Annotated in this window: 18 protein-coding genes; 8 read left to right on the top strand and 10 right to left on the bottom strand. The window is 60.9% G+C overall.

Annotated features, from left to right (window positions below; all coding sequences use genetic code 11):
- Positions 1–614: autotransporter outer membrane beta-barrel domain-containing protein (locus tag RDL77_RS23310; protein WP_288194880.1), on the top strand; the 614-nt coding region annotated here is incomplete at its 5' end.
- Between the two features lie 179 nt (positions 615–793).
- On the opposite strand, the gene RDL77_RS23305 is transcribed toward RDL77_RS23310, so the two are convergent.
- A complete protein-coding gene (locus RDL77_RS23305; RefSeq protein ID WP_288194879.1) occupies positions 794–985 on the bottom strand; it encodes a hypothetical protein in 192 nt (63 codons plus the stop codon).
- A gap of 108 nt (positions 986–1,093) precedes the next feature.
- Between RDL77_RS23305 and RDL77_RS23300 the strand changes: the two genes are divergently transcribed.
- The 3 genes from RDL77_RS23300 (at position 1,094) to pbpC (ending at position 9,633) form a co-directional block, all read left to right on the top strand.
- Positions 1,094–1,993, top strand: coding sequence for a LysR substrate-binding domain-containing protein (locus tag RDL77_RS23300; protein WP_308526423.1), 900 nt, complete (start codon positions 1,094–1,096; stop codon positions 1,991–1,993).
- A 77-nt stretch (positions 1,994–2,070) separates the two neighbouring features.
- Complete coding sequence (locus RDL77_RS23295; RefSeq protein WP_288194882.1) at positions 2,071–7,518, top strand: alpha-2-macroglobulin family protein; 5,448 nt, start codon at positions 2,071–2,073, stop codon at positions 7,516–7,518.
- A gap of 30 nt (positions 7,519–7,548) precedes the next feature.
- Positions 7,549–9,633: a penicillin-binding protein 1C gene (gene pbpC, locus RDL77_RS23290; protein ID WP_288194878.1), complete on the top strand. Its 2,085-nt coding sequence runs from the start codon at positions 7,549–7,551 to the stop codon at positions 9,631–9,633.
- A 46-nt stretch (positions 9,634–9,679) separates the two neighbouring features.
- Here the strand turns inward: pbpC and RDL77_RS23285 are convergent, their stop codons facing one another.
- From RDL77_RS23285 to RDL77_RS23255, 7 genes are all read right to left on the bottom strand, one after another.
- On the bottom strand, positions 9,680–10,006 hold the full coding sequence (locus tag RDL77_RS23285; protein WP_288194877.1) for an RcnB family protein: 327 nt from the start codon (positions 10,004–10,006) through the stop codon (positions 9,680–9,682).
- A gap of 200 nt (positions 10,007–10,206) precedes the next feature.
- Positions 10,207–11,463 (bottom strand): D-amino acid dehydrogenase, encoded by a 1,257-nt coding sequence (locus RDL77_RS23280; protein WP_288194876.1) that lies wholly within the window; start codon positions 11,461–11,463, stop codon positions 10,207–10,209.
- 257 nt (positions 11,464–11,720) lie between these two features.
- Entirely contained in the window at positions 11,721–11,930 is a 210-nt protein-coding gene (locus RDL77_RS23275) for a cold-shock protein (protein WP_091881096.1), read from the bottom strand.
- 363 nt (positions 11,931–12,293) lie between these two features.
- On the bottom strand, positions 12,294–12,560 hold the full coding sequence (locus RDL77_RS23270) for a hypothetical protein (RefSeq protein WP_223611629.1): 267 nt from the start codon (positions 12,558–12,560) through the stop codon (positions 12,294–12,296).
- Positions 12,561–12,610: 50 nt separating this feature from the next.
- Positions 12,611–12,955 (bottom strand): hypothetical protein, encoded by a 345-nt coding sequence (locus RDL77_RS23265; protein ID WP_308526422.1) that lies wholly within the window; start codon positions 12,953–12,955, stop codon positions 12,611–12,613.
- A 71-nt stretch (positions 12,956–13,026) separates the two neighbouring features.
- Positions 13,027–13,167 (bottom strand): hypothetical protein, encoded by a 141-nt coding sequence (locus RDL77_RS23260; RefSeq protein ID WP_171974043.1) that lies wholly within the window; start codon positions 13,165–13,167, stop codon positions 13,027–13,029.
- Between the two features lie 46 nt (positions 13,168–13,213).
- Positions 13,214–13,480 (bottom strand): hypothetical protein, encoded by a 267-nt coding sequence (locus tag RDL77_RS23255; RefSeq protein WP_223611628.1) that lies wholly within the window; start codon positions 13,478–13,480, stop codon positions 13,214–13,216.
- A 345-nt stretch (positions 13,481–13,825) separates the two neighbouring features.
- On the opposite strand from RDL77_RS23255, the gene RDL77_RS23250 reads away from it, so the two are divergent.
- Positions 13,826–14,014, top strand: coding sequence for a hypothetical protein (locus tag RDL77_RS23250; RefSeq protein WP_288194875.1), 189 nt, complete (start codon positions 13,826–13,828; stop codon positions 14,012–14,014).
- 56 nt (positions 14,015–14,070) lie between these two features.
- Here RDL77_RS23250 and RDL77_RS23245 read toward each other — a convergent pair whose 3' ends face one another.
- On the bottom strand, positions 14,071–15,000 hold the full coding sequence (locus RDL77_RS23245; protein ID WP_288194881.1) for a LysR family transcriptional regulator: 930 nt from the start codon (positions 14,998–15,000) through the stop codon (positions 14,071–14,073).
- Positions 15,001–15,119: 119 nt separating this feature from the next.
- Here RDL77_RS23245 and RDL77_RS23240 point away from each other — a divergent pair, with 119 nt between their 5' ends.
- The 3 genes from RDL77_RS23240 (at position 15,120) to RDL77_RS23230 (ending at position 18,189) form a co-directional block, all read left to right on the top strand.
- Positions 15,120–15,719, top strand: a complete 600-nt coding sequence (locus tag RDL77_RS23240; RefSeq protein ID WP_223611626.1) for an NAD(P)-binding domain-containing protein — start codon at positions 15,120–15,122, stop codon at positions 15,717–15,719.
- 278 nt (positions 15,720–15,997) lie between these two features.
- Positions 15,998–17,461, top strand: a complete 1,464-nt coding sequence (locus RDL77_RS23235; RefSeq protein ID WP_288194874.1) for a Ppx/GppA phosphatase family protein — start codon at positions 15,998–16,000, stop codon at positions 17,459–17,461.
- A gap of 20 nt (positions 17,462–17,481) precedes the next feature.
- Positions 17,482–18,189, top strand: coding sequence for an RlmE family RNA methyltransferase (locus RDL77_RS23230; protein ID WP_182547714.1), 708 nt, complete (start codon positions 17,482–17,484; stop codon positions 18,187–18,189).
- 8 nt (positions 18,190–18,197) lie between these two features.
- On the opposite strand, the gene RDL77_RS23225 is transcribed toward RDL77_RS23230, so the two are convergent.
- The gene (locus tag RDL77_RS23225) at positions 18,198–19,598 is read right to left on the bottom strand and encodes an MFS transporter (protein ID WP_223611624.1); all 1,401 of its coding nucleotides are present in this window, start codon (positions 19,596–19,598) and stop codon (positions 18,198–18,200) included.
- Positions 19,599–19,951: the final 353 nt, after the last annotated feature.

Raw genomic sequence — 19,951 nt, 5'->3', positions numbered from 1 at the left:
TTGGTGTCTATGGCGGCACGAAGATCGATGCACTGACATTGAGCCTTGGCACGGTGCTGGCGCATCATGAGATCGATACGCGCCGCACGGTCGCCTTCGGCTCGTTGGCCGAGACGGACACCGCCGGCTACAGCGCCAACACGGTGCAAATCTTCGGCGAGGCCGCTTACCGCATCGAGACGCCCTATGCGGCGCTCGAACCCTTCGCCGCGGCGGCCCATACCCACCTGAAGACAGCAGGCTTCACCGAGACCGGCGGCATTGCCGCCCTGTCGGCGCCATCATCCACCACGGACCTGACGACGACGACACTCGGGCTGAGAGCCTCGCGTGCCTTCACCCTTGGCAACGCCGCAAGCCTGACGGCACGCGGCATGGCCGGCTGGCGGCATGCTTACGGCGATGTCACGCCGCAGGCGCAGCTGGCCTTTGCCAGCGGCGGCGAGAGCTTCGATGTCAGCGGCCTGCCGGTTGCCGCCGATGCGGCGCTGGTGGAGGCCGGCCTCGCCTTCGATATCGGCAGGGCCACCACGCTGGGCCTCACCTATACCGGACAGTTCTCCTCCGGCGTCAACGACAATGCCGTCAAAGCCGATCTGACGGTCAGGTTTTGAGGCAGCGCAGAAAATAAGCCCGCCAGAGGAACCGGCGGGTTTGATCTGGGCCATGAAGGTCACTTCGCGCGCGGCCATTGCCGGATAGAAATACGATCTTACTCCTTCCATATCGCTGTCCCATTCCGATACGGTTGGCAGGCAGGCTACGCTTAACCTCCGGTACTCATTTTTTTTTGTCAGCAACTGCGCAGACCGCATGGATCGAAGGGCAGGTCGGCCAGTTCATCGAGGCCCATGGCTTGCAGTGCCGGGTGAGAGAGCGGATCACGGCGCCAGTGATCCAGCGCATCATGATCGACAGGACTGCTCTCCTCGCTGGGCGGAACGAGAGTCTCTGCAAACCATTTTATTAGCCAGAAAATCTTCATCACACAGCTCCCATGAATCGAGGAATGTGTTATTTTGGTCCCGTTCTCTGCGGTCAGCAATCAAGAATGGCGATATCTTGATGTAGAAAAACTGGATGAAGAATTTGCATGATGAAGAATTTGAATAGGGTTCACATCAACGGATTGCGCGCTGTCGAGGCAATCGGGAGGCTGGGATCATTGCCGAAAGCCGCCACCGAGCTTGGCGTTTCGGTCAGTGCGGTCAGCCAGCAATTGATCCGGACGGAAGCACAGATCGGCCATGCGGTGTTCGACAGGACCCGGGCGGGGCTGGTCCCGACCTTCTTCGGCAAGGCGTTCATCGCCCGGCTTGAAGAGGGCTTTCAGCATCTGTCGCGCGCCGTGGCGCTGGCGGACGATGTCGAGCAGACCCTGCTTCTCTCCGTCGCCCCGACCTTCGCGTCAAAGTGGCTGGTGCCGCGACTGGGCCGGCTGCGGGCAGCGCATCCCGAGATGAAGATCCGCATCGATCCTTCGCCTGGGGTGCTCGACCTGAAGAGTTCCGACATCGATCTCGCGATCCGGCTTGGCAGCGGCGAGTGGCGGGATGGCACGCCGGAATGCCTGCTGCCGCAAAGGATGTTCCCGGTCTGCACGCGCGGCTTTGCCGAACGCCTGACCGGACCGGCGGATATTTTCCGCCAGCCGATCATCTGTTACGAGAACCCCATGTTCAGCTGGGATGAATGGCAGGCCGCTGCCGGGCTCGATGGCCCGCTCGCCTTTGATGGCCCGACATTCTCCGATCCATGGCTGGCGGTCGAAGCAACGATCAGCGGGCAAGGCATCATGCTGGCCTGGGAGCTCTTCGTCGAAGACGCGCTGGCAGACGGCCGGCTGGTCGCACCCTTTCCGCTGCGCGTGCCCTCCAATATCGCCTATTGGCTGGTTTCGCCGAAAAACCGCAAGCCGACCCAGCAAATGCAGAATTTCCAGGCGTGGATCCGTTCGGAAATCGCCGAAGACAACCGCGCTCCCACCGCATGATCTGTTGACAAGTTATACTGAAGTTTGAACAGTGCGGCTCACCACCATACGGGTTGCGTTGGGAGGACTTCATGTCTATGCGCGCGGTTATCGGCTTTTCGGTTTTTCTTCTCTCAGCCTTGGTTTCAGGGGCACCTGCCGGTGCCGCCGAAACGAATCGCGACATTGTCACGACCAAGGATGGCGACTATTTCGGTTTTGATCTGCGCACCGAACAGGACGTGACCCTCGACCAGTGCGAGGCGGTCTGTCTGGCCGAGACAAGCTGCAAGGCCTTCACCTACAATCCCAAGGTGAAATGGTGCTTCATGAAGTCCGACTTCAATGAACTGCACAGTTTTCCCGGTGCCATCGCCGGCAAGGTGGTCGAAACGACGAGCGAGCCGGATATCGGCGCGCCGCCAAGACTGGCATTCCTGTCCGACCAGCTTGTGCAGGATGCGCGCCAGGTCAAGGCACGTCTCGCCCTGACGGACGAGCAGAAGGGGCAGGGCGCCGCCAGCCTGAAGGAAACGGCCCGCGCGCAGCTCGCCGCCGGCAATATCGAGAATGCGTTGAATGCCTTCAAGGGCGCGCTGGCGGTTTCGCCGGAGGATGCGGATCTGTGGGTGGAGACCGCCCGCGCTGCCAACCGCGCCGACAAGGACACCTATGTTGCCGGCCAAGCGGCGCTGGCCGCCTATAATGGCTATCTCCTGACGCGCACGACCCAGAGCCGTGCCGACGCTCTCGCGGTGCTGGCAACCGCGTTGCAGAATGCCCAGAACTATCGCGCCGCGCTCAACGCCTACAAGGCGAGCCTTGCGCTTGTCGATGCGAAGACCGTCAACGCCGCCTATCTCGATCTGAAGGCCCGCCAGGGATTCCGTATCGTCAATCACACCATCGATGCGGATAGCGCCGCGCCGCGCGCCTGCGTGCAGTTCTCCGAGCCCTTGGTCAAAATGGGTACGGATTATGCGCCGTTCGTGACGCTGGACGGCGTCGCTCCCAAGGCGGTCGAAGCCAAGGGTAGTGAGATTTGCGTGGAAGGCCTGACCCACGGCCAGCGCTACAAGCTGGCGCTGCGTGCCGGCTTGCCATCTTCGGTCGGTGAAGCGCTGGAAGGCCAGGTTGATCTCGATATCTACGTCAAGGACCGCTCGGCCGTCGTGCGCTTTACCGGTGACAGTTTCGTGCTGCCCAGCACGGCGCGCCGTGGCATCCCGATTGTCTCGGTCAATACCACGAGCGCCAACCTGAAGCTATACCGCATCGGCGACCGCGGCATCGCCTCGCTGCTCACCAGCTCGCAGTTCCTCACCCAGATTGATAGCTACAACGCCCAGAAACTGCAGGATGAGTCCGGCGAACTGGTCTGGCAGGGGGCGATCGATATCCAATCCGACCTCAACAAGGATGTCGTCACCAGTTTCCCGGTTGACGAGGCTTTGCCGAAACGCAAGCCGGGCGTCTATGTCCTGACCGCCGTCTCCACCGATGCCCACAGCAATGAATGGGATTCGCAGGCGACCCAGTGGTTCGTCGTTTCCGATATCGGGCTCTCCACCTACACCGGTACCGATGGGCTCAATGTCTTTGCGCGGTCGCTCGCAACCGCCCAGCCATTGATCGGCGTGGAACTGCAGCTCCTGGCCAAGAACAATGAAATCCTGGGCACCGCGATCACCGACACGGACGGGCGTGCGACATTTACCGCCGGATTGCTGCGCGGCACGGCCGCCATGACACCGGCTGTCATCACCGCCAAGAACGGCGATGCGGACTATGTCTTTCTTGATATGACGCGGGCCGGTTTTGACCTGTCCGACCGCGGTGTGACCGGCCGCACGGCTCCGGGCGCAATCGATGTGCTCGCCTGGACCGAGCGCGGCATCTACCGTGCCGGTGAAACCGTGCATGCGTCGGCCCTTGCCCGCGATATCGGCGCCAAGGCGATCGAGAATCTGCCGTTGACCTTTGTATTCCGCCGCCCGGATGGGGTCGAAGACCGCCGCATGGTCAGCGATGGCGCAGCGCTTGGCGGCCATACGCTTGATCTGGCCCTGCAGGCGAATGCCATGCGCGGCACCTGGAACATGCAGATCTACACCGACCCGAAGGGTTCGCCCATCGCCGAAAAGTCCTTCATGGTCGAAGATTTTGTTCCCGACCGGGTCGAGTTCGACCTGACGAGCGAGGCAAAGGCCATCACCGTGGGCACGCCCACGCCGGTCAGTGTCGATGGCCGCTTCCTCTATGGTGCGCCGGCGGCAGGTCTCACGCTGGAGGGCGAGGTCAGCCTCAAGCCGACGCACGAGGATGCCAATTTCAAAGGCTATCGCTTTGGTCTGGCCGATGAACAGGGCAACCAGGATACGCGCATTCCGCTCGAGGATTTGCAGGCACTCGACGAGAACGGCAAGACAACGTTCGACGTGACGCTGAACGAAGTCCCGTCAACAACCCAATTGCTCAACGCCAATATCGTCGTGCGCATGCAGGAGGCGGGCGGGCGGGCCATTGAACGCAATTTGACGTTGCCAGTGAAATCACAGGGCGCGAAGATTGGCATCAAGCCTGAGTTCGATGGGGATCTGGCCGAAAATGCCATCGGCAAATTCCATGTGATCGGCGTTGACAACAACGGCCAGAAACAGGCCATGAGCGGCCTGAGCTGGAAACTTGTTGCCGTCGAACGCAATTACCAATGGTACCGGGATGGCAGTTCGTGGAAATATGAGCCCATCATTTCGACCAAGCTGGTTGCCAACGGCACGGTCGATGCAACCGCCGATGGCGCAGAGATTTCCGTTCCCGTGACCTGGGGCCGCTTCCGCCTGGAGGTTGAAACGGCAGACGTCGAAGGCCCGACATCCAGTGTCGAATTCGACGCGGGATATTATGTTGCCGCTACGTCGACCGAGACCCCGGACGGGTTGGAGATCGCCCTCGACAAGCAGAATTATGCGCCGGGCGATACGGCAAAGCTAAAGGTATCGCCGCGTTTTGCCGGCGAGCTTCTGGTGACGGTCGGTGCCGAGAGCCTCGTGGCGACCAAGCGCCAGAGCATTCCCGCTGAAGGCGGCGAGGTGGAAATTCCGGTCACGGCGGACTGGGGTGCCGGTGCCTATGTCACCGCAACGCTCTACCGTCCCGGCAATGACCGGGACAGCCACATGCCGATGCGCGCCATTGGCGTGAAATGGTTGGGGGTCAATCCGGGCGACCGCAATCTTGCGGTGAAGCTGGATACGCCCGAGAAAACATTGCCGCGCCAGCCACTGAATATTCCGCTTCAGGTGACCGGCGTAGGCGTTGGTGATACGGCCTATGTCACGGTTGCTGCGGTCGATGTCGGTATCCTCAATCTCACCCGTTACGAGGCGCCCAATCCCGATGGCTGGTATTTTGGCCAGCGGCAGCTGGGCCTGGAAATCCGCGATCTCTATGGCCGTCTGATCGATGGCTCGCAGGGTGCCGCCGGCCGTCTGCGCACCGGCGGCGATGGCGCTCAGATGCCGTTGCAGGGCAGCCCGCCCACGGAAAAGCTCGTTGCGTTCTTCTCCGGTCCGGTCAAGCTTGACGCGGGGGGCAAGGCCAATGTGAGCTTCGATATCCCGCAGTTCAACGGGACGGCGCGGGTCATGGCGGTTGCCTGGTCCAAGGCCGGTGTCGGCCATGCCAGCAAGGATGTGATCATTCGCGATCCCGTCGTGGTAACGGCAAGCCTGCCGAAATTCCTGGCGCCCGGAGACAAGACGGCGCTGCGGCTTGATATCGCCAATACGGATGCCCCGGCAGGCGACTACCAGTTGCAGGTGACGAGCAATCAGGCCATCGGCGTCGAGCAGCAGGCGGCCGCACAGACGGTAAAACTGACGGCGGGCGGAAAGTTCAATCTGACACTGCCGCTCAAGGGCCAGCAGCCGGGTGACGGCGTTGTCTCGGTCAAACTGTCAAACGCGGCAGGTATTTCGCTGGAGCAATCGCTGAACATTCCGGTCCGTCCGGCGTCGCTGCCGATCACGGTGCGCAATCCCATCAAGATCGCACCGAACAGCACGCTGAAGATCGACCGCGAATTGCTGGCGAGCAGCCTGCTGCAGGGCGCATCGGTCAGCCTCAACGTGTCGCGGTCGTCGGCCTTCGACATACCGGCCTTGCTCATGACGCTCGACCGTTATCCCTATGGTTGTGCGGAGCAGACGACAAGCCGCGCCATGCCGTTGCTTTACCTCAGCGAACTGGCCAAGCAGTCGGGCCTGGCCGACGATGGCGATGTGCAGAAGCGGGTGCAGGAGGCAATCTTCCGCGTCCTGTCCTACCAGTCCTCTTCCGGCAGTTTCGGCCTGTGGGGTCCGGGTTCGGGTGATCTCTGGCTTGATGCCTATGTCACGGACTTCCTGACCCGCGCACGCGAACAGAAATATGACGTGCCGGAAAAGGCGCTCGTCCAGGCGTTGGAAAACCTGCAGAATTCGCTGAGCTATGACGTGAATGTCAAGGATCAGGGCAATCAGATCGCCTATGCGCTCTATGTTCTCGCCCGCAACCGCAAGGCTGCCGTCAGCGATCTGCGTTACTACGCCGACACGAAACTGTCCGAATTCCCGACGCCATTGTCGCGCGCCCATCTGGCGGCGGCCCTGGCGCTTTACGGGGATGCACAGCGGTCGCAGAGTATCTTTACCAATTCGCTGCAGATGTCGACCAAGGCGACCAATGTCAGCCTTGTGCGCTCAGATTATGGCTCGTCCCTGCGTGACGATGCGGCGGTTCTGGCGCTCGCAGCGGAAAGCCGCCCGGTCCCGGCCATCATTCCGCAGCTGTCGCAGATCGTTGCCAAGGAATGGGAGCGCAAGATCTATACCAGCACGCAGGAACAGACCTGGATGCTGCTGGCTGCCCGCGCCATCCAGGGCGGCGACAACGATCTGAAACTTGCCGTCAATGGCGTGGCGCACACGGGTGGCTATGCCGCGCGGATGACCGGCGACGAGCTGATCGCCCAGCCGGTCAGCATCACCAACGGATCGACCGAGGCCGTTTCGGCTGTCGTGACAACCGTTGCCGCACCAGCCCAGCCTTTGCCCGCTGGCGGCAATGGCTTCAACATCCAGCGGACCTACTACACGCTCGACGGATCGGAAGCCAATGTCAGCGAAGCCAAGCAGAATGAGCGCTATGTCGTTGTCCTCAAGGTCACCGAGAACAACAACTGGCCGTCGCGGGTGCTGATCACCGATCTTCTGCCCGCCGGTTTCGAGATCGACAATCCCGGCCTCGTCAACAGTGCGCAACTGTCGAATTTCGACTGGATCGGCGAGGTGGAAGCCGCCCATACGGAATTCCGCAGCGACCGTTTCGTTGCCGCCTTCGATCGCAACACCGGCGACAACAGGGAAATCACCCTGGCCTATGTGGTCCGGGCCGTGACGCCGGGTACCTACGATCATCCGGCAGCCAGCGTTGAGGACATGTATCGTCCGCAATTCTCCGCACGCACGGCCACGGGCCGGATGGAGGTCGTGGCGGCACAGTAAACAAGCCTTGGCTCAAGACCGGTTGATCCGATGATCACGTGGCGCACATTCTGTATCGGCATCTCCGCCAATCTTGTAGTGGCGACGGCGCTGGCCTTCGGCCTGGATCTTGCCGACAAAAAGTTTCCGCCGCCGCTGGAAAAGGCGGTGGAAGTCTCGCCGGAAGTGGTCGATGCCAATGGCCAGCTGCTCCGTGCCTTCGCCACATCGGAGGGGCGCTGGCGCCTGCGGACGACGGCCGCGGATGTCGATCCGCAGTTCATTCGCATGCTTGTCGCCTACGAGGATCAGCGCTTCTGGCAGCATCGCGGCGTCGACCCGCGGGCCGTGGCCCGCGCCGCACTGCAACTGGTCCGCAACGGCCGCATCGTTTCCGGCGGTTCGACCCTGTCCATGCAATTGGCGCGGCTGATCGAACCGCGGGAAGGGCGCTCGCTCAGTGCAAAATTTGCCCAGTTGGTGCGTGCGCTGCAGATCGAACGCCGTCTGACCAAGGCGCAGATTCTCGATCTCTATCTCACGCACGCGCCCTATGGCGGCAATCTGGAGGGTATCCGTGCCGCCAGCCTCGCCTATTTCGGCAAGGAGCCGCGCCGCCTGACCGTATCCGAATCCGCCTTGCTTGTGGCGTTGCCGCAATTGCCGGAAAAGCGCCGGCCCGACCGCAATCTCGCTGCAGCCGAGACAGCGCGCGAACGGGTTCTGGACCGCATGGCCGTTGCCAAAGTGGTGGGTGAGGGTGAGGCCGAACGTGCCGGGCTGGTGCCCATTCCCGCCCGCCGCCTGCAGCTTCCGGCCTATGCCGCGCATCTGGCGGAAGCCGCCTTGCGCCGGGAGCCGCAGGTCAACCGGCATCAGACCACGCTGCGCCGCCCGATCCAGCAGGGCCTTGAAGCCGTTGCCAAGGCTGCGGCGGCCAAGCTTGGCCCCAAAGTATCGATCGCCATGGTCATGGCCGATGCCCGCAGCGGTGAAATCGTCGGCGAAGTGGGCTCTGCCGATTATTTCGATGCCAGCCGCTCCGGCTGGATCGACATGACGCGGGTGATGCGCTCGCCCGGATCAACGCTGAAACCCTTTATCTACGGCCTCGCCTTCGAGGACGGGCTCGTTTCGCAGGAGACGATCATCGAGGACCGTCCAGCCGACTTCTTCGGTTACCGGCCACGCAATTTCGACATGAGCTATCAGGGCGACGTCAGCATCAGGCAGGCGCTGCAACTGTCGCTGAACGTGCCTGCCGTCCGCCTGCTTGACGCGGTGGGCCCGACGCGTCTGCTGGTCCGCTTCCGCCGGGCGGAGGTGAGACCCGTGCTTCCCGCCAATGAAGCGCCGGGTCTGGCGATCGGCCTCGGCGGTGTCGGCATTACGCTGAAAGACCTGGTGCAGCTCTACGCTGCGCTGGCCAATCGCGGCAGGCCCGTGCTTCTGGGGGATGGCATTCAGGGTAAGCCGCAGCCCATCGAAGCCGAACCGTTGCTGGAGCCGGTGGCCGCATGGCATGTCGCTGATATCCTGTCGGGTGTCATGCCGCCGCTGGGCGCCGCGCAGCGCGGCATCGCCTACAAGACAGGGACGAGCTACGGCTACCGCGATGCGTGGTCGGTCGGTTTCGACGGCAACTACGTGCTTGGCGTCTGGGTCGGCCGTCCGGATAATGGCGCTGTGCCGGGTATCACCGGTTTCGGCACGGCGGCACCGATCCTGTTCGAGGGTTTTGTCAAATCCGGCGTACCAGTTACGCCGCTGCCGCGCGCGCCGGGCGGTGCGGTGCGCATCGCGCAGGCGCAACTGCCGATCAGCCAGCGCCGCTTCACCCGGACATCGAGCGGTCTGCTGGCTGCAACGACGCGCGAACCGGCGCCGCAGATCGTCTATCCGCCCGAAGGCGCGCGGATCGAGCTTGGGGCGAAGACCGGCGGGACCCTGTCACCCCTCGCGCTGAAACTGCAGGGGGGGCGGGCGCCGTTCCGCTGGCTGGCCAATGGCAAACCTCTGCCCGATATGTCGCGCCGTCGTGACAATCAGTGGGTGCCCGATGGAGCCGGTTATTCGACCTTGACGGTCATCGATTCTGCCGGCCGTGCCGCAAGCGTCCGGATATTTGTCGACTAGAAACAAAAAGCGGCGCCGAAGCGCCGCTCTGGTTTGACCGGGATAATTACCGGCCCTGGATCATCGATGCGATGATGCCGGATGCGATGCTGACCATGACGTAGTCATTGTTGACGCGTACCCAATGATAGCCGCGCGGCGGTGTCTTCAGGTGATAGCGATGATAGTCGCGCACCACGTTGCGGCGATAGTTGCTGGGCAGCTTGTGGCCGCGCACCCAGCGCGTCTTCTTCACGACGGTGCGTTCGTTGACGACCCGCTTCTTGACCATCCGGTCCTGCTGCTGGTGGCCATAGCCTTGCTGCTGCTGCGCAAAGGCTGCAGGTGTTGCAATCAGCGAAATGGCAAGGGCTGCCAGGGCGATCTTTTTCATGTTGGTTCCTCGTTCATTGCAGGGTTCATGATCAAACACCATGCTGTTTTACGAGGGGCGAGATGAACCAAAACTGAACGTCAACCTAAACAATTTGTAATGTTTTAAATGGCTTAGCTGGCGCATGGATGGTGTCGTGGATTGGTTGCCCTCCGCCCGTGGCAGCATGCGCGGGGCGGAAGGCACCTGCTTCACAAAGCTCAGGCGTAGCGGCCGATGCCGAGTTCCGATGCGTCGACATCCGGCGTTTTGCCGGAAATAATGTCAGCCAGCACCCGGCCGGAACCGCACGACATGGTCCAGCCAAGGGTGCCGTGGCCGGTGTTGAGGTAGAGGTTCTGGTATCTGGTGCCGCCACCGATAATGGGCGGGCCGTCCGGAGTCATCGGGCGCAGGCCGGTCCAGAAGGTTGCCTTCGACAGATCGCCGCCACCGGGGAAGAGATCGCCGACCGAATGCTGCAATGTGGCTTTGCGCGCATCGCGCAAGGTCAGGTCATAGCCGGAGATTTCAGCGGTGCCCCCGACGCGGATGCGGTCGCCGAGCCGGGTGATTGCCACCTTGTAGGTCTCGTCCATGACAGTGGATTCCGGCGCGCAACTGGCATCGGCGATGGGTACGGTGATGGAATAGCCCTTGATGGGGTAGACCGGCACCGGTACGCCGATGCGGCGCAGCAGAAATGGTGAATAACTGCCGAACGCAACCACATAGGCATCCGCCGTCAGTTCTTCCGTCTCCGTCGACACGCTGGCAATGCGATTGCCGCTGGTGTTGATCGAGGTAACAGTGGTGTTGTAGCGGAAGGTCACACCCTTCTCGGCCGCAAGGGCCGCCAGCTTCTCCGTGAAAATCTTGCAATCACCGGTTTCGTCGCCGGGAAGACGCAGACCGCCGACGAATTTCTCCCGCACATTGGCAAGGGCCGGCTCGGCGGCGATGCAACCTGCGGGATCAAGGAGTTCATAGGGCACGCCGAACTGCTTGAGCACTTCGATATCGCCGCCCGTGCCGTCATACTGGCTCTGCTTGCGGAAGAGCTGCAGGGTGCCCTGACTGCGCTCGTCATAGGCGATCCCGGTTTCCGCACGCAAATCACGCAGCGAGTCGCGGCTGTATTCAGCGATGGGGACCATGCGGATCTTGTTGCGGGCGTAGCGCGCCGACGTGCAGTTGCGCAGCATACGCACCAGCCACAGCGCCATATAGGGGTCGAATTTCGGCCGCACGACGAGCGGACCGAAATGCATCAGCATCCATTTGATGGCTTTGAGGGGAACGCCGGGACCTGCCCATGGCGAGGAATAGCCGGGTGAGATTTCACCGGCATTGGCAAAACTCGTCTCCAGAGCCGGACCGGGCTGCCGGTCGACCACCACCACCTCGTGGCCCGCCTGGGCGAGATACCAGGCTGACGTGACGCCGACGACGCCACTTCCAAGGACGAGAACTTTCATAAGCGGAACGCTCCTTCAAACAACGCGATATATGCCAGCCATTTCCGATGCCGGCGCAAGAGTGACTCGCACTCTGGGATGCCGCGGAAATTCTTTCCAGAGTTTTCTTGGGGAATGCGCTGAAATGTCTTGGTTTTTTGGAGTGCGCGCCTGAATTCAGGGCAAAATAAAAGGCCGGGTAAACCCGACCTTCTCAAATTCATCTCTGCTGTCAGTGCCAGTACATCCGTGGTCAAAGACGCGAAGACGAATTATTTTTAGCCAGCCTGAAGCTGGTCAGCAGTCATCTTGCCGGACTTGTTGTCACGAACCAGCTCGAAGCTGATCTTCTGACCGTCATTGAGGCTGCGCATACCAGCGCGCTCAACTGCGGAGATGTGAACGAACACGTCTGCCGAACCATCGTCTGGCTGAATGAAGCCGAAGCCTTTTGTGGAATTAAACCACTTTACTGTTCCAGTGCTCATAATGAACCCTTTCAAGGAATATGTTTTGGTCACCTACCATGCGACTGCACGATAGTTTTAGCTCGATTTTTGAAGAAGGATCGTTGAGAGCGCTTTGGCGCAATAAAACTAATAACAAACTACCAAATACCGATGGGGCATACATAGTGACTGTGAGACATTCCGTCAATGCTGCGCCAGAAAAAATAATTTAATTATAAAAACTTAGCGGAATTCGACTAATGATTCTGATGTTTTTATTGAACAATATTTCGCCAATACCAGCGATCATTTAATAAAGCGCAAGCATTTCCCGATGCGGATAAACGGGTTCACACGCGGCCGCAAGGCCTCGTCAACGTCGGGCATGATAAGTATGGGGCGCTATTTGCCCTTGGTGGCGAGCGTCACCTTTGCCTTGGCCCTTGCCGGCTTCTTGGCTGGCTTCAAGGCGTTCTCAGCTTCTTCTTCCGCTTCCTTGGCCAGACGCAATGCCTTCAGGCGCGCGGTCTTGCTTTCCCACTTTGCGGTCTCGTCATTGATAATGGCGGATGCAGCTGCGGTTGTGGCCAGGCTTTTCTGTTCCGAAGGACTGAGAACCCGCTTCGGGCGGACACCAACTTCAGGCAATTGTTTTGGACTGTGTTTCATCGTGTCTCGCATTTTTGAGCCACAATCATCGCACGCGGCGGTTCACAAGTCTATCGTGCAATCCGATTCTGTCCCGGTGTCCAGCCCCGCGCAAAGCCATAGGACATGGCCAAGGAGGCATATTCAATCTCCCGCAACAGGAACTCACGCTCGGCCAGAAGCGCCGCTATTGTCGCGCGAACATCACCCTGATGATAAGCCAATGCCTCGTCAATTTCGTCGTCCGGCTGTTTCAATATCGCATTCATTGGATTCTCCTTCGCAATCCAGAATGGCACAATCCGGTCCACGTGAAAAGAAATTTGTTCCTGTTTTGTTCTAATTTTACTCTTGACGCGTGTTTCGGGTTGTATTGCTGGAAGAAGGGGAGCGACCGCAGGGACAGTGGTATGCATGTGCGGTGCGGCGCCATCATCGGGATGGCGCCGCACCTGAACAATCGGGTGTTGGCGTGCCAGGCATGCCCTTAGCTCTTGGGCTTGCCCTTGCTGGCGACTTCCGTCTGTTTGCCGATCGAACTTGCAAACGGAACAGCGGTCTTTACCTCAACCTTGTCCTTCTTTGGTTTGCGTACTTCGCGGTTGCTGCGTTGTTGACCTTTAGCCATGGTGGTTCTCCTTCAGGTTTCGGGTAGGGATCGGGGCGGGAAGTGATTAGCCGGGCCGGGACTGATCCTCGAGAAGCGCAGCTTCCAGATCGAAATGGTCGATCGGGAAAACCTGCCGGGTGCCAAGCTTCGACGACCGGGCCGGAACATGGATGTAGGTGGCCACGCGGCGATACGCAGCGCGGGACAACCCGTCAATGAGTTCTTCATCCTGATCCACGTCGTAATCGCCGGCGGGCAATGGCTTGTCCACACCCTTCAACACGAATGGTGCGTCGAAGTGGACGATGGAATGTGATGTGCGCGTGAACATGCCAATCCTCCTTTGGAAGTGGCAAGCAGCGGAAGCTGGCCTGCTGTGTTCTCATCCCGGCGGGTGCCGGAGATCAGTCGTCATGCAACGTTCAAAAAACCGTCGTCATTTTGGAACGAGATTGGCGGGTCGAGAACCTCTGACGCTGCGAAGAGCCAAATCTGAAACGAGGATATCCAAAAGGCGATAGCAAAACAATCGTCATGATTTGCGGTTTATTTGCGGCCCTGTATCTCTGGTGGCGGAACGGTGATAGGGTGCGTCCACTTGCCAAAATGCTGCACGTCTAACCGCTGGATCACCGGTCCACAGCGGCCCTATGGCATTTCCGTTGGAGGAAAAATCATGATGTTATTACGAGTGTTGAGCTTTCTGAAAGGCATGAGGATGCCGGTTACCCAAGCACCGGTTGCCACTGTCAAACCAGCCAAGCCCATCCCGTCGGTCAAAAGCAAGACGCGGCGCGACATTGCGGACAGCGACGGTAAAATACGGCGTCAAAAGCATATGGTTGAATGCAACCGGCTGATCTGATCTGAAGCAGGGCGCGGCGCCGCTCCCCGGTGGCGCCGTTCTCAAGAGAGTTCATTCTATCCCAGAACGCCCGCAAAGCTTTTCGTCAGCTTTCCCTGCCGGAACGCCTCGGCGATAAAATCAACGAATACCCGCGTTTTTGCGGGCAGCAGCCTGCGGCTGGCATAATAGATCGATACGGCCCCGGCGTCGGCATACCAGTCCGGCAAGAGGCGCACGAGCTCGCCATTTTCCAGGTGCGGCAGGGCAACGGGGGCCGAGAGGATGGTCACGCCCAGGCCGAGCAGAGCCCCCTGACGCATGGCGGCGGGGTCGTTGACCACAATCCTGTCCCGGATATGCGCCGGCATTTCCATGCCAGCGCTGTTGCGCATCATGCGCACCGGAATGCGCCCGGTGCGCTGCTGGCGCAATACAATCCCGTCCATCGTCGCCAGCCCGGCCGGATCCGCTGGAAATGCGCGGCCCCGCATGTAGGCCGGAGACGCCACGGCTATGAGATGAAGGGTTGCAAGCGATCGGGACACGACACCGGGCAGAAGTTCGAAGCCGCCGCCGATGGCTGCGTCGAAACCTTCCGCGATCAGGTCGACCTGCCGGTTCTCGAAATGCCATTCCGGCCGGATCAACGGAAAGCGCTCGAGAAAGGCCGGGAGCAGCGGCATGACAAACCCGATGCCGAGCGTCGGGCTCATGCTGACCTTGAGCACACCGGCGGGTTCGTCGCGATGCGCCGCAACATTGGCGATCGCCGCCTGCAGATCCTCGAGATTTGTGCGGACCGCCTGCAGGAAGCGCTCGCCTTCCTCCGTCAGGGCAAGAGTTCGCGTGCTGCGATGAAACAGCCGCACGCCAAGATTGCGTTCAAGCATGGCCACGTTCCGGCTGACCGCCGCAGGCGTCAGTGACAGGCGCCGCGCCGCTGCCGAGAAACCTCCGGTTTCGGCGCTGCGCACGAACGACTCCAGATTGGCCAGGGTCTCCATATCCATACCTTCAATTGATGATTGAAAATATTTAAAGCCATTACCCGCTTTTCGTCAATGAATGGATGGCCCATTCTCAGGTCATGCAATTTCATGCATTCGCAAAAAGGAACAAGATCATGAGCATTGGTATTATCGGAGCCGGGCTGATCGGCACGGCTTTTGCGCGGACATTGGCCCGGGCCGGTATCGAAGCAACCATTTCCAACAGCCGCGGACCGGACTCGTTGAAGGAACTGGTTGGTGAACTCGGGTCGTCCATCAAGGCCGGCACCGTAGAGCAGGCGGCAAGCGCGGATATTGTCGTGATTGCCGTCAACTGGTCGAAACTGCCGCAGGCTTTGGCCGGTCTGCCCGCCTGGAACGGACGCATCGTCATCAACGCCAACAATGCCATCGAAGCCCCGTCCTTCAAGCCCGTTGATCTCAAGGGGCGCTTGCCGAGCGACGTCGTCGGCGATCTCGTGCCGGGCGCAAAACTGGTGAAGGCGCTCAACCATCTGCCCGCAGCCGTGCTTGCCGGCGACCCCAAGGCCGAAGGCGGTCAGCGCGTGCTGTTCTATTCCGGCGACGATGCGGACGCCAAGGCGAAGGTCGGCGCCCTGTTTGAAAAGCTTGGCTTTTTCCCGCTCGATCTGGGCAGCCTGGCGACGGGTGAGAAGATGGCGGGGTTCCCCGGCGGCCCGCTTGCCGTCCTTAATCTGGTGAAGTTCGGCTGACGACAAGCGCAGGGCCTGTCCCACGGGCAGGCCCTTGCAGAATTATGCGGCCGCTGCCGCAAGGCGGCCTGCAGGCCCGCATCGGGCTGGGGCTCATGGCCGCCGATATCGGGTGCTGGAAATGCCCGGTTCCACCTCTCAACATGCTGTCCTGGCCGCCTAATTTGCCTCAGGCACTTTTATATTCGGCAAATGATGTTACATTGGCTTCAACGTTAATGAACAAGCGCCTTGCCTGCGTCCTCCAGAGGTTCGCGCGGCGCCCGAAGGATAAGATTTTGAAAGACCCCGAATCGGGCGCCCGCAAAGCGTCGAATGAAGGGGCGTCTGGCGGTCATACGGTGTCGAATGGCATCCCAGGTCCCGCCAAGAACGGACCCGGACCACAAGGGGATTCTGCGCGTCAACCGCAGGAGAGCCGGTCCGATTCCCAGGAAGGACGCTTCGAGAAAAACCCCAAGAAACGGGCACGCCGCCGTCGGCGCGGCAAGTCGAAACACGGTGCTGTTTCGGCACAAAACCCTGTTGCCTCCGCCGCACCTGCGCATCCGGCGGGAGAAGCCGACGCCGCAGCGCCGGTCAAAACCGGCAAAAAGCGCCGCCCCAACCGCCACAGGCGCCGGGGGCGTTCCGGCGCAAAACAACAGGAAACCGTTGTCGCGGCGACTGTGGAACAGAACAGTCCGGCCAAACCATCCGAACCTGACAACCCGCGGCGCGAACCCAGATATGCCGGTGCTCCGCTCTATGCAGCGCTGGATCTGGGCACGAACAACTGCCGCCTGCTGGTGGCAACGCCGACGCGGCCGGGCCAGTTCCGTGTGATCGATGCGTTTTCGCGCATTGTCCGTTTGGGCGAGGGGCTGGGTGCAACCGGGCGCCTGAGCCCGAATGCCATGAGCCGAGCCATCGAGGCGCTGAAGATTTGCCGCGACAAGCTGGAAAACCACGATGTGCGGCGCGCCCGCCTCATCGCCACCGAAGCCTGCCGCCAGGCGGAAAACGGTGCCGAATTCCTGCATCAGGTCAAGCATGAGACCGGCCTTGATCTGGAGATCATCAACCGCCAGACCGAGGCCCGCCTTGCGGTTTCCGGCTGCGGCACGCTGGTCGAGCGCGAAACCGATGCGGTTGTTCTGTTCGATATTGGCGGCGGTTCCTCCGAGATTGCCCTGATCGACCTGTCGGAGCGCCGTTCGCCGCGTCTGGCCGAGCATATCATTGCCTGGACATCGCTGCCCGTTGGCGTCGTCACGCTGGCGGAGCGTTTTGGCGGCCGCGATGTGACGACTGACAATTTCGCCGTCATGGTCAATCACGTGGCGGAACTCCTCAATGATTTCTCGGAGAGGCACAAGCTCGGCGATCTCGTCAACAGCCAGAATTTTCACCTGCTCGGCACGTCCGGAACGGTGACGACGCTTGCCGGCATTCATCTTGGTCTGGACCGCTATGACCGGCGCCGCATCGATGGTATCTGGATGCAGAACGACGACGTGACCGAGATGACGAGCAAGCTCCTGTCGTGGAGTTTTGACGAACGGGTTGCCAATCCCTGCATCGGTGCAGACCGGGCGGATCTTGTTCTTGCCGGCTGTGCCATTCTGGATGCAATCCGCAATGTCTGGCCCAGCCAGAAGCTGCGCGTGGCTGATCGCGGCCTGCGCGAAGGTATTTTGACTGAACTCATGTCGCGCGATGGCGCGTGGCGCAATCGGTGGTTTCGCGCCAATGTCGCGTAAAAGAGGGGCGTACATTCCCAATGGCTAAGACAACAACAGGCGGGCGCGGCGGTACGGGTACGCGCGGCCTGCATACCAAGATCAAGAAGAAGGCGGGCACGATCAAGGAATCGTCGCGCCGCTGGCTGGAACGTCATATCAACGATCCCTATGTGCAGCGGTCAAAGGCCGATGGCTATCGGTCGCGCGCGGCCTACAAGCTGATCGAGATCGACGACCGCTACAAGATCCTGAAAAAGGGTCAGCGCATCATCGATCTGGGCGCCGCCCCCGGTGGCTGGAGCCAGATTGCGGCGGGGATCGTCGGCTCTCCCGAGGATGCGCCGACGGTTGTCGGCATCGATTATCTGCACATCCCCCCCTTGCCGGGCGTGACGCTGCTCGAGATGGATTTCCTCGACGATGCCGCGCCGGACAAACTGATCGAAGCGCTGGGCGGGCAGCCGGATATCGTGTTGTCGGACATGGCGGCTCCCACCACGGGGCACCGCCGCACCGACCATATCCGCACGACGCATCTGTGCGAAGTGGCGGCGGACTTTGCGGTTTCCGTGCTGCGGCCGGGTGGTCACTTCCTGACCAAGACCTTTCAGGGCGGCACGGAAAACGAAGTGCTGACCCTGCTCAAGCAGCACTTCAAATCCGTGCATCACGTCAAGCCGCCGGCCTCGCGCGCCGAGTCCGTGGAGCTTTACCTGCTCGCCCGTGATTTCAAGGGCCGGTCTTAAACGACGGTCTATTCGGCAGGCGCGGGCTTCGCATCCGGGTAATGCCCGGATACTTCGGCGCCCGCATCCGGCTTCATCGGCATGAACGAGAAGAATGCCAGCGACGATATGGCGGCCACCAGGAAGAATGCCGTGTGGAAATCCGAGAGCTGCAACGGCCCGCCATGCAGATTGGTGGACACTTCCAGAATGCCGCCGGCAACCGCAACGCCCAAGGCAATGGATATCTGCTGGGCGACCGATGCGATCGGTGTTGCAAGGCTGGTCTGTTCATTCGGCACTTCCGCATAGGCAAGTGCATTGGCCCCGGTAAAGAACAGTGAGCGGAAGAAGCCGCTGACCAGAAGCAGGCCAAGAATGAGCGCGGTCGGTGTTTCCGGCGTGAAGAAACCATTCATGGCAATGAAACTTGCGGCAATCAGCGATCCATACATCAGCGCATTGCGGAAGCCCGTCTTGCGGAAGAACCATTTGGTCACGAATTTCATGCCGATGGCACCGGCAGCCGATATGAAGGTCATGAGGCCGGATTGGAACGGTGTCATGCCGAAGCCGATCTGGAACATCAGCGGCAGCAGGAACGGTGTCGCACCGACGCCGATGCGGAAAAGACTGCCGCCAAAAATCGAGGCACGGAACACCTGGTTCTTGAACAGGTCGAGCGCCAGCAGCGGTTCCGGCGTGCGCTTGGCATGGATGAGGTAGAGCACCGTCGAAACGATGCCGACGCCGAGCGTCGAGAACCCGACCCATGCGGGGAGCGCCGGCAGGCTGACCACGGAAAGCCCGAACACAACGCCGGATGCGGCGATGCCGCTGAGGAAGAAACCGGGCACGTCGAGCTTGCGCTGGATCAGCGTTTCCACATCCGGCAGGTAACGTGTTGCGAACCAGATGCCAAGCACGCCGATCGGCACGTTGATCAGGAAAATCCAGTGCCAGGTGAAATAGGTGGTGAGGAACCCGCCGATGGGCGGCCCGACCAGCGGCCCGACCAGTGCCGGCACGGTCAACCAGGCCATGGCGCCGACAAGCTCGCTGCGCGGCGTCGAGCGCACCAGAACCAGGCGGCCGACCGGCGTCATCATGGCACCGCCGACACCCTGCACGAAGCGTGAGACGACGAACGCCAGCAGCGAGTTGGAGGCTGCGCAGGCGATCGACCCAAGCACGAACACGACGATGGCCGCGCGGAACACATTCTTTGCGCCGAAACGGTCGGCCATCCAGCCGCTGACCGGGATGAACACGGCGAGCGAGACGAGATAGGCGGTCAGCGCGAGTTTCAGCGCGATGGGGCTTGTACCGATGTCGGCGGCAATGGCGGGCAGGGATGTGGATATGACGGTCGAGTCCATCTGTTCCATGAACAGGGCGACAGCGAGCACGAGCGGAACAATGCGATTCACAATGAATTCCAGTTCTCAATAAAGAGCTTCGTCAGCAATCGGGGTCCGTCGCGGGACTCACAATAAAAAGCAACCCTTGCTGGCGCTGCGATAGCACCAGTGTGGCGGGTGCTCAAGCACCGATCAATCAGATGTGATCCAGCACAATACGATTTTCCGCTATGCAAAAGGGAACGGCCCCGCAGCCCTGACGTTGCCTGTGCACGATCTCAACCGCAGACCCCAAGACTGCCAAGAGGAGATGAACTCATGACGTCACACGAGATTTCGCCCTGCGCCCGGGCTCTTGCGTCGAGCGCGCTAGCTGGTGCGCTCGCGTAGTCTCCGCCCTTACCGCTGTCCGCCGCCCCGGC

This window comes from uncultured Phyllobacterium sp. (genome assembly GCF_902479695.1).
In the GTDB taxonomy this organism is placed as follows: Bacteria; Pseudomonadota; Alphaproteobacteria; order Rhizobiales; family Rhizobiaceae; genus Phyllobacterium; species Phyllobacterium calauticae.
This window is presented reverse-complemented; position numbering and strand designations above follow the sequence as displayed.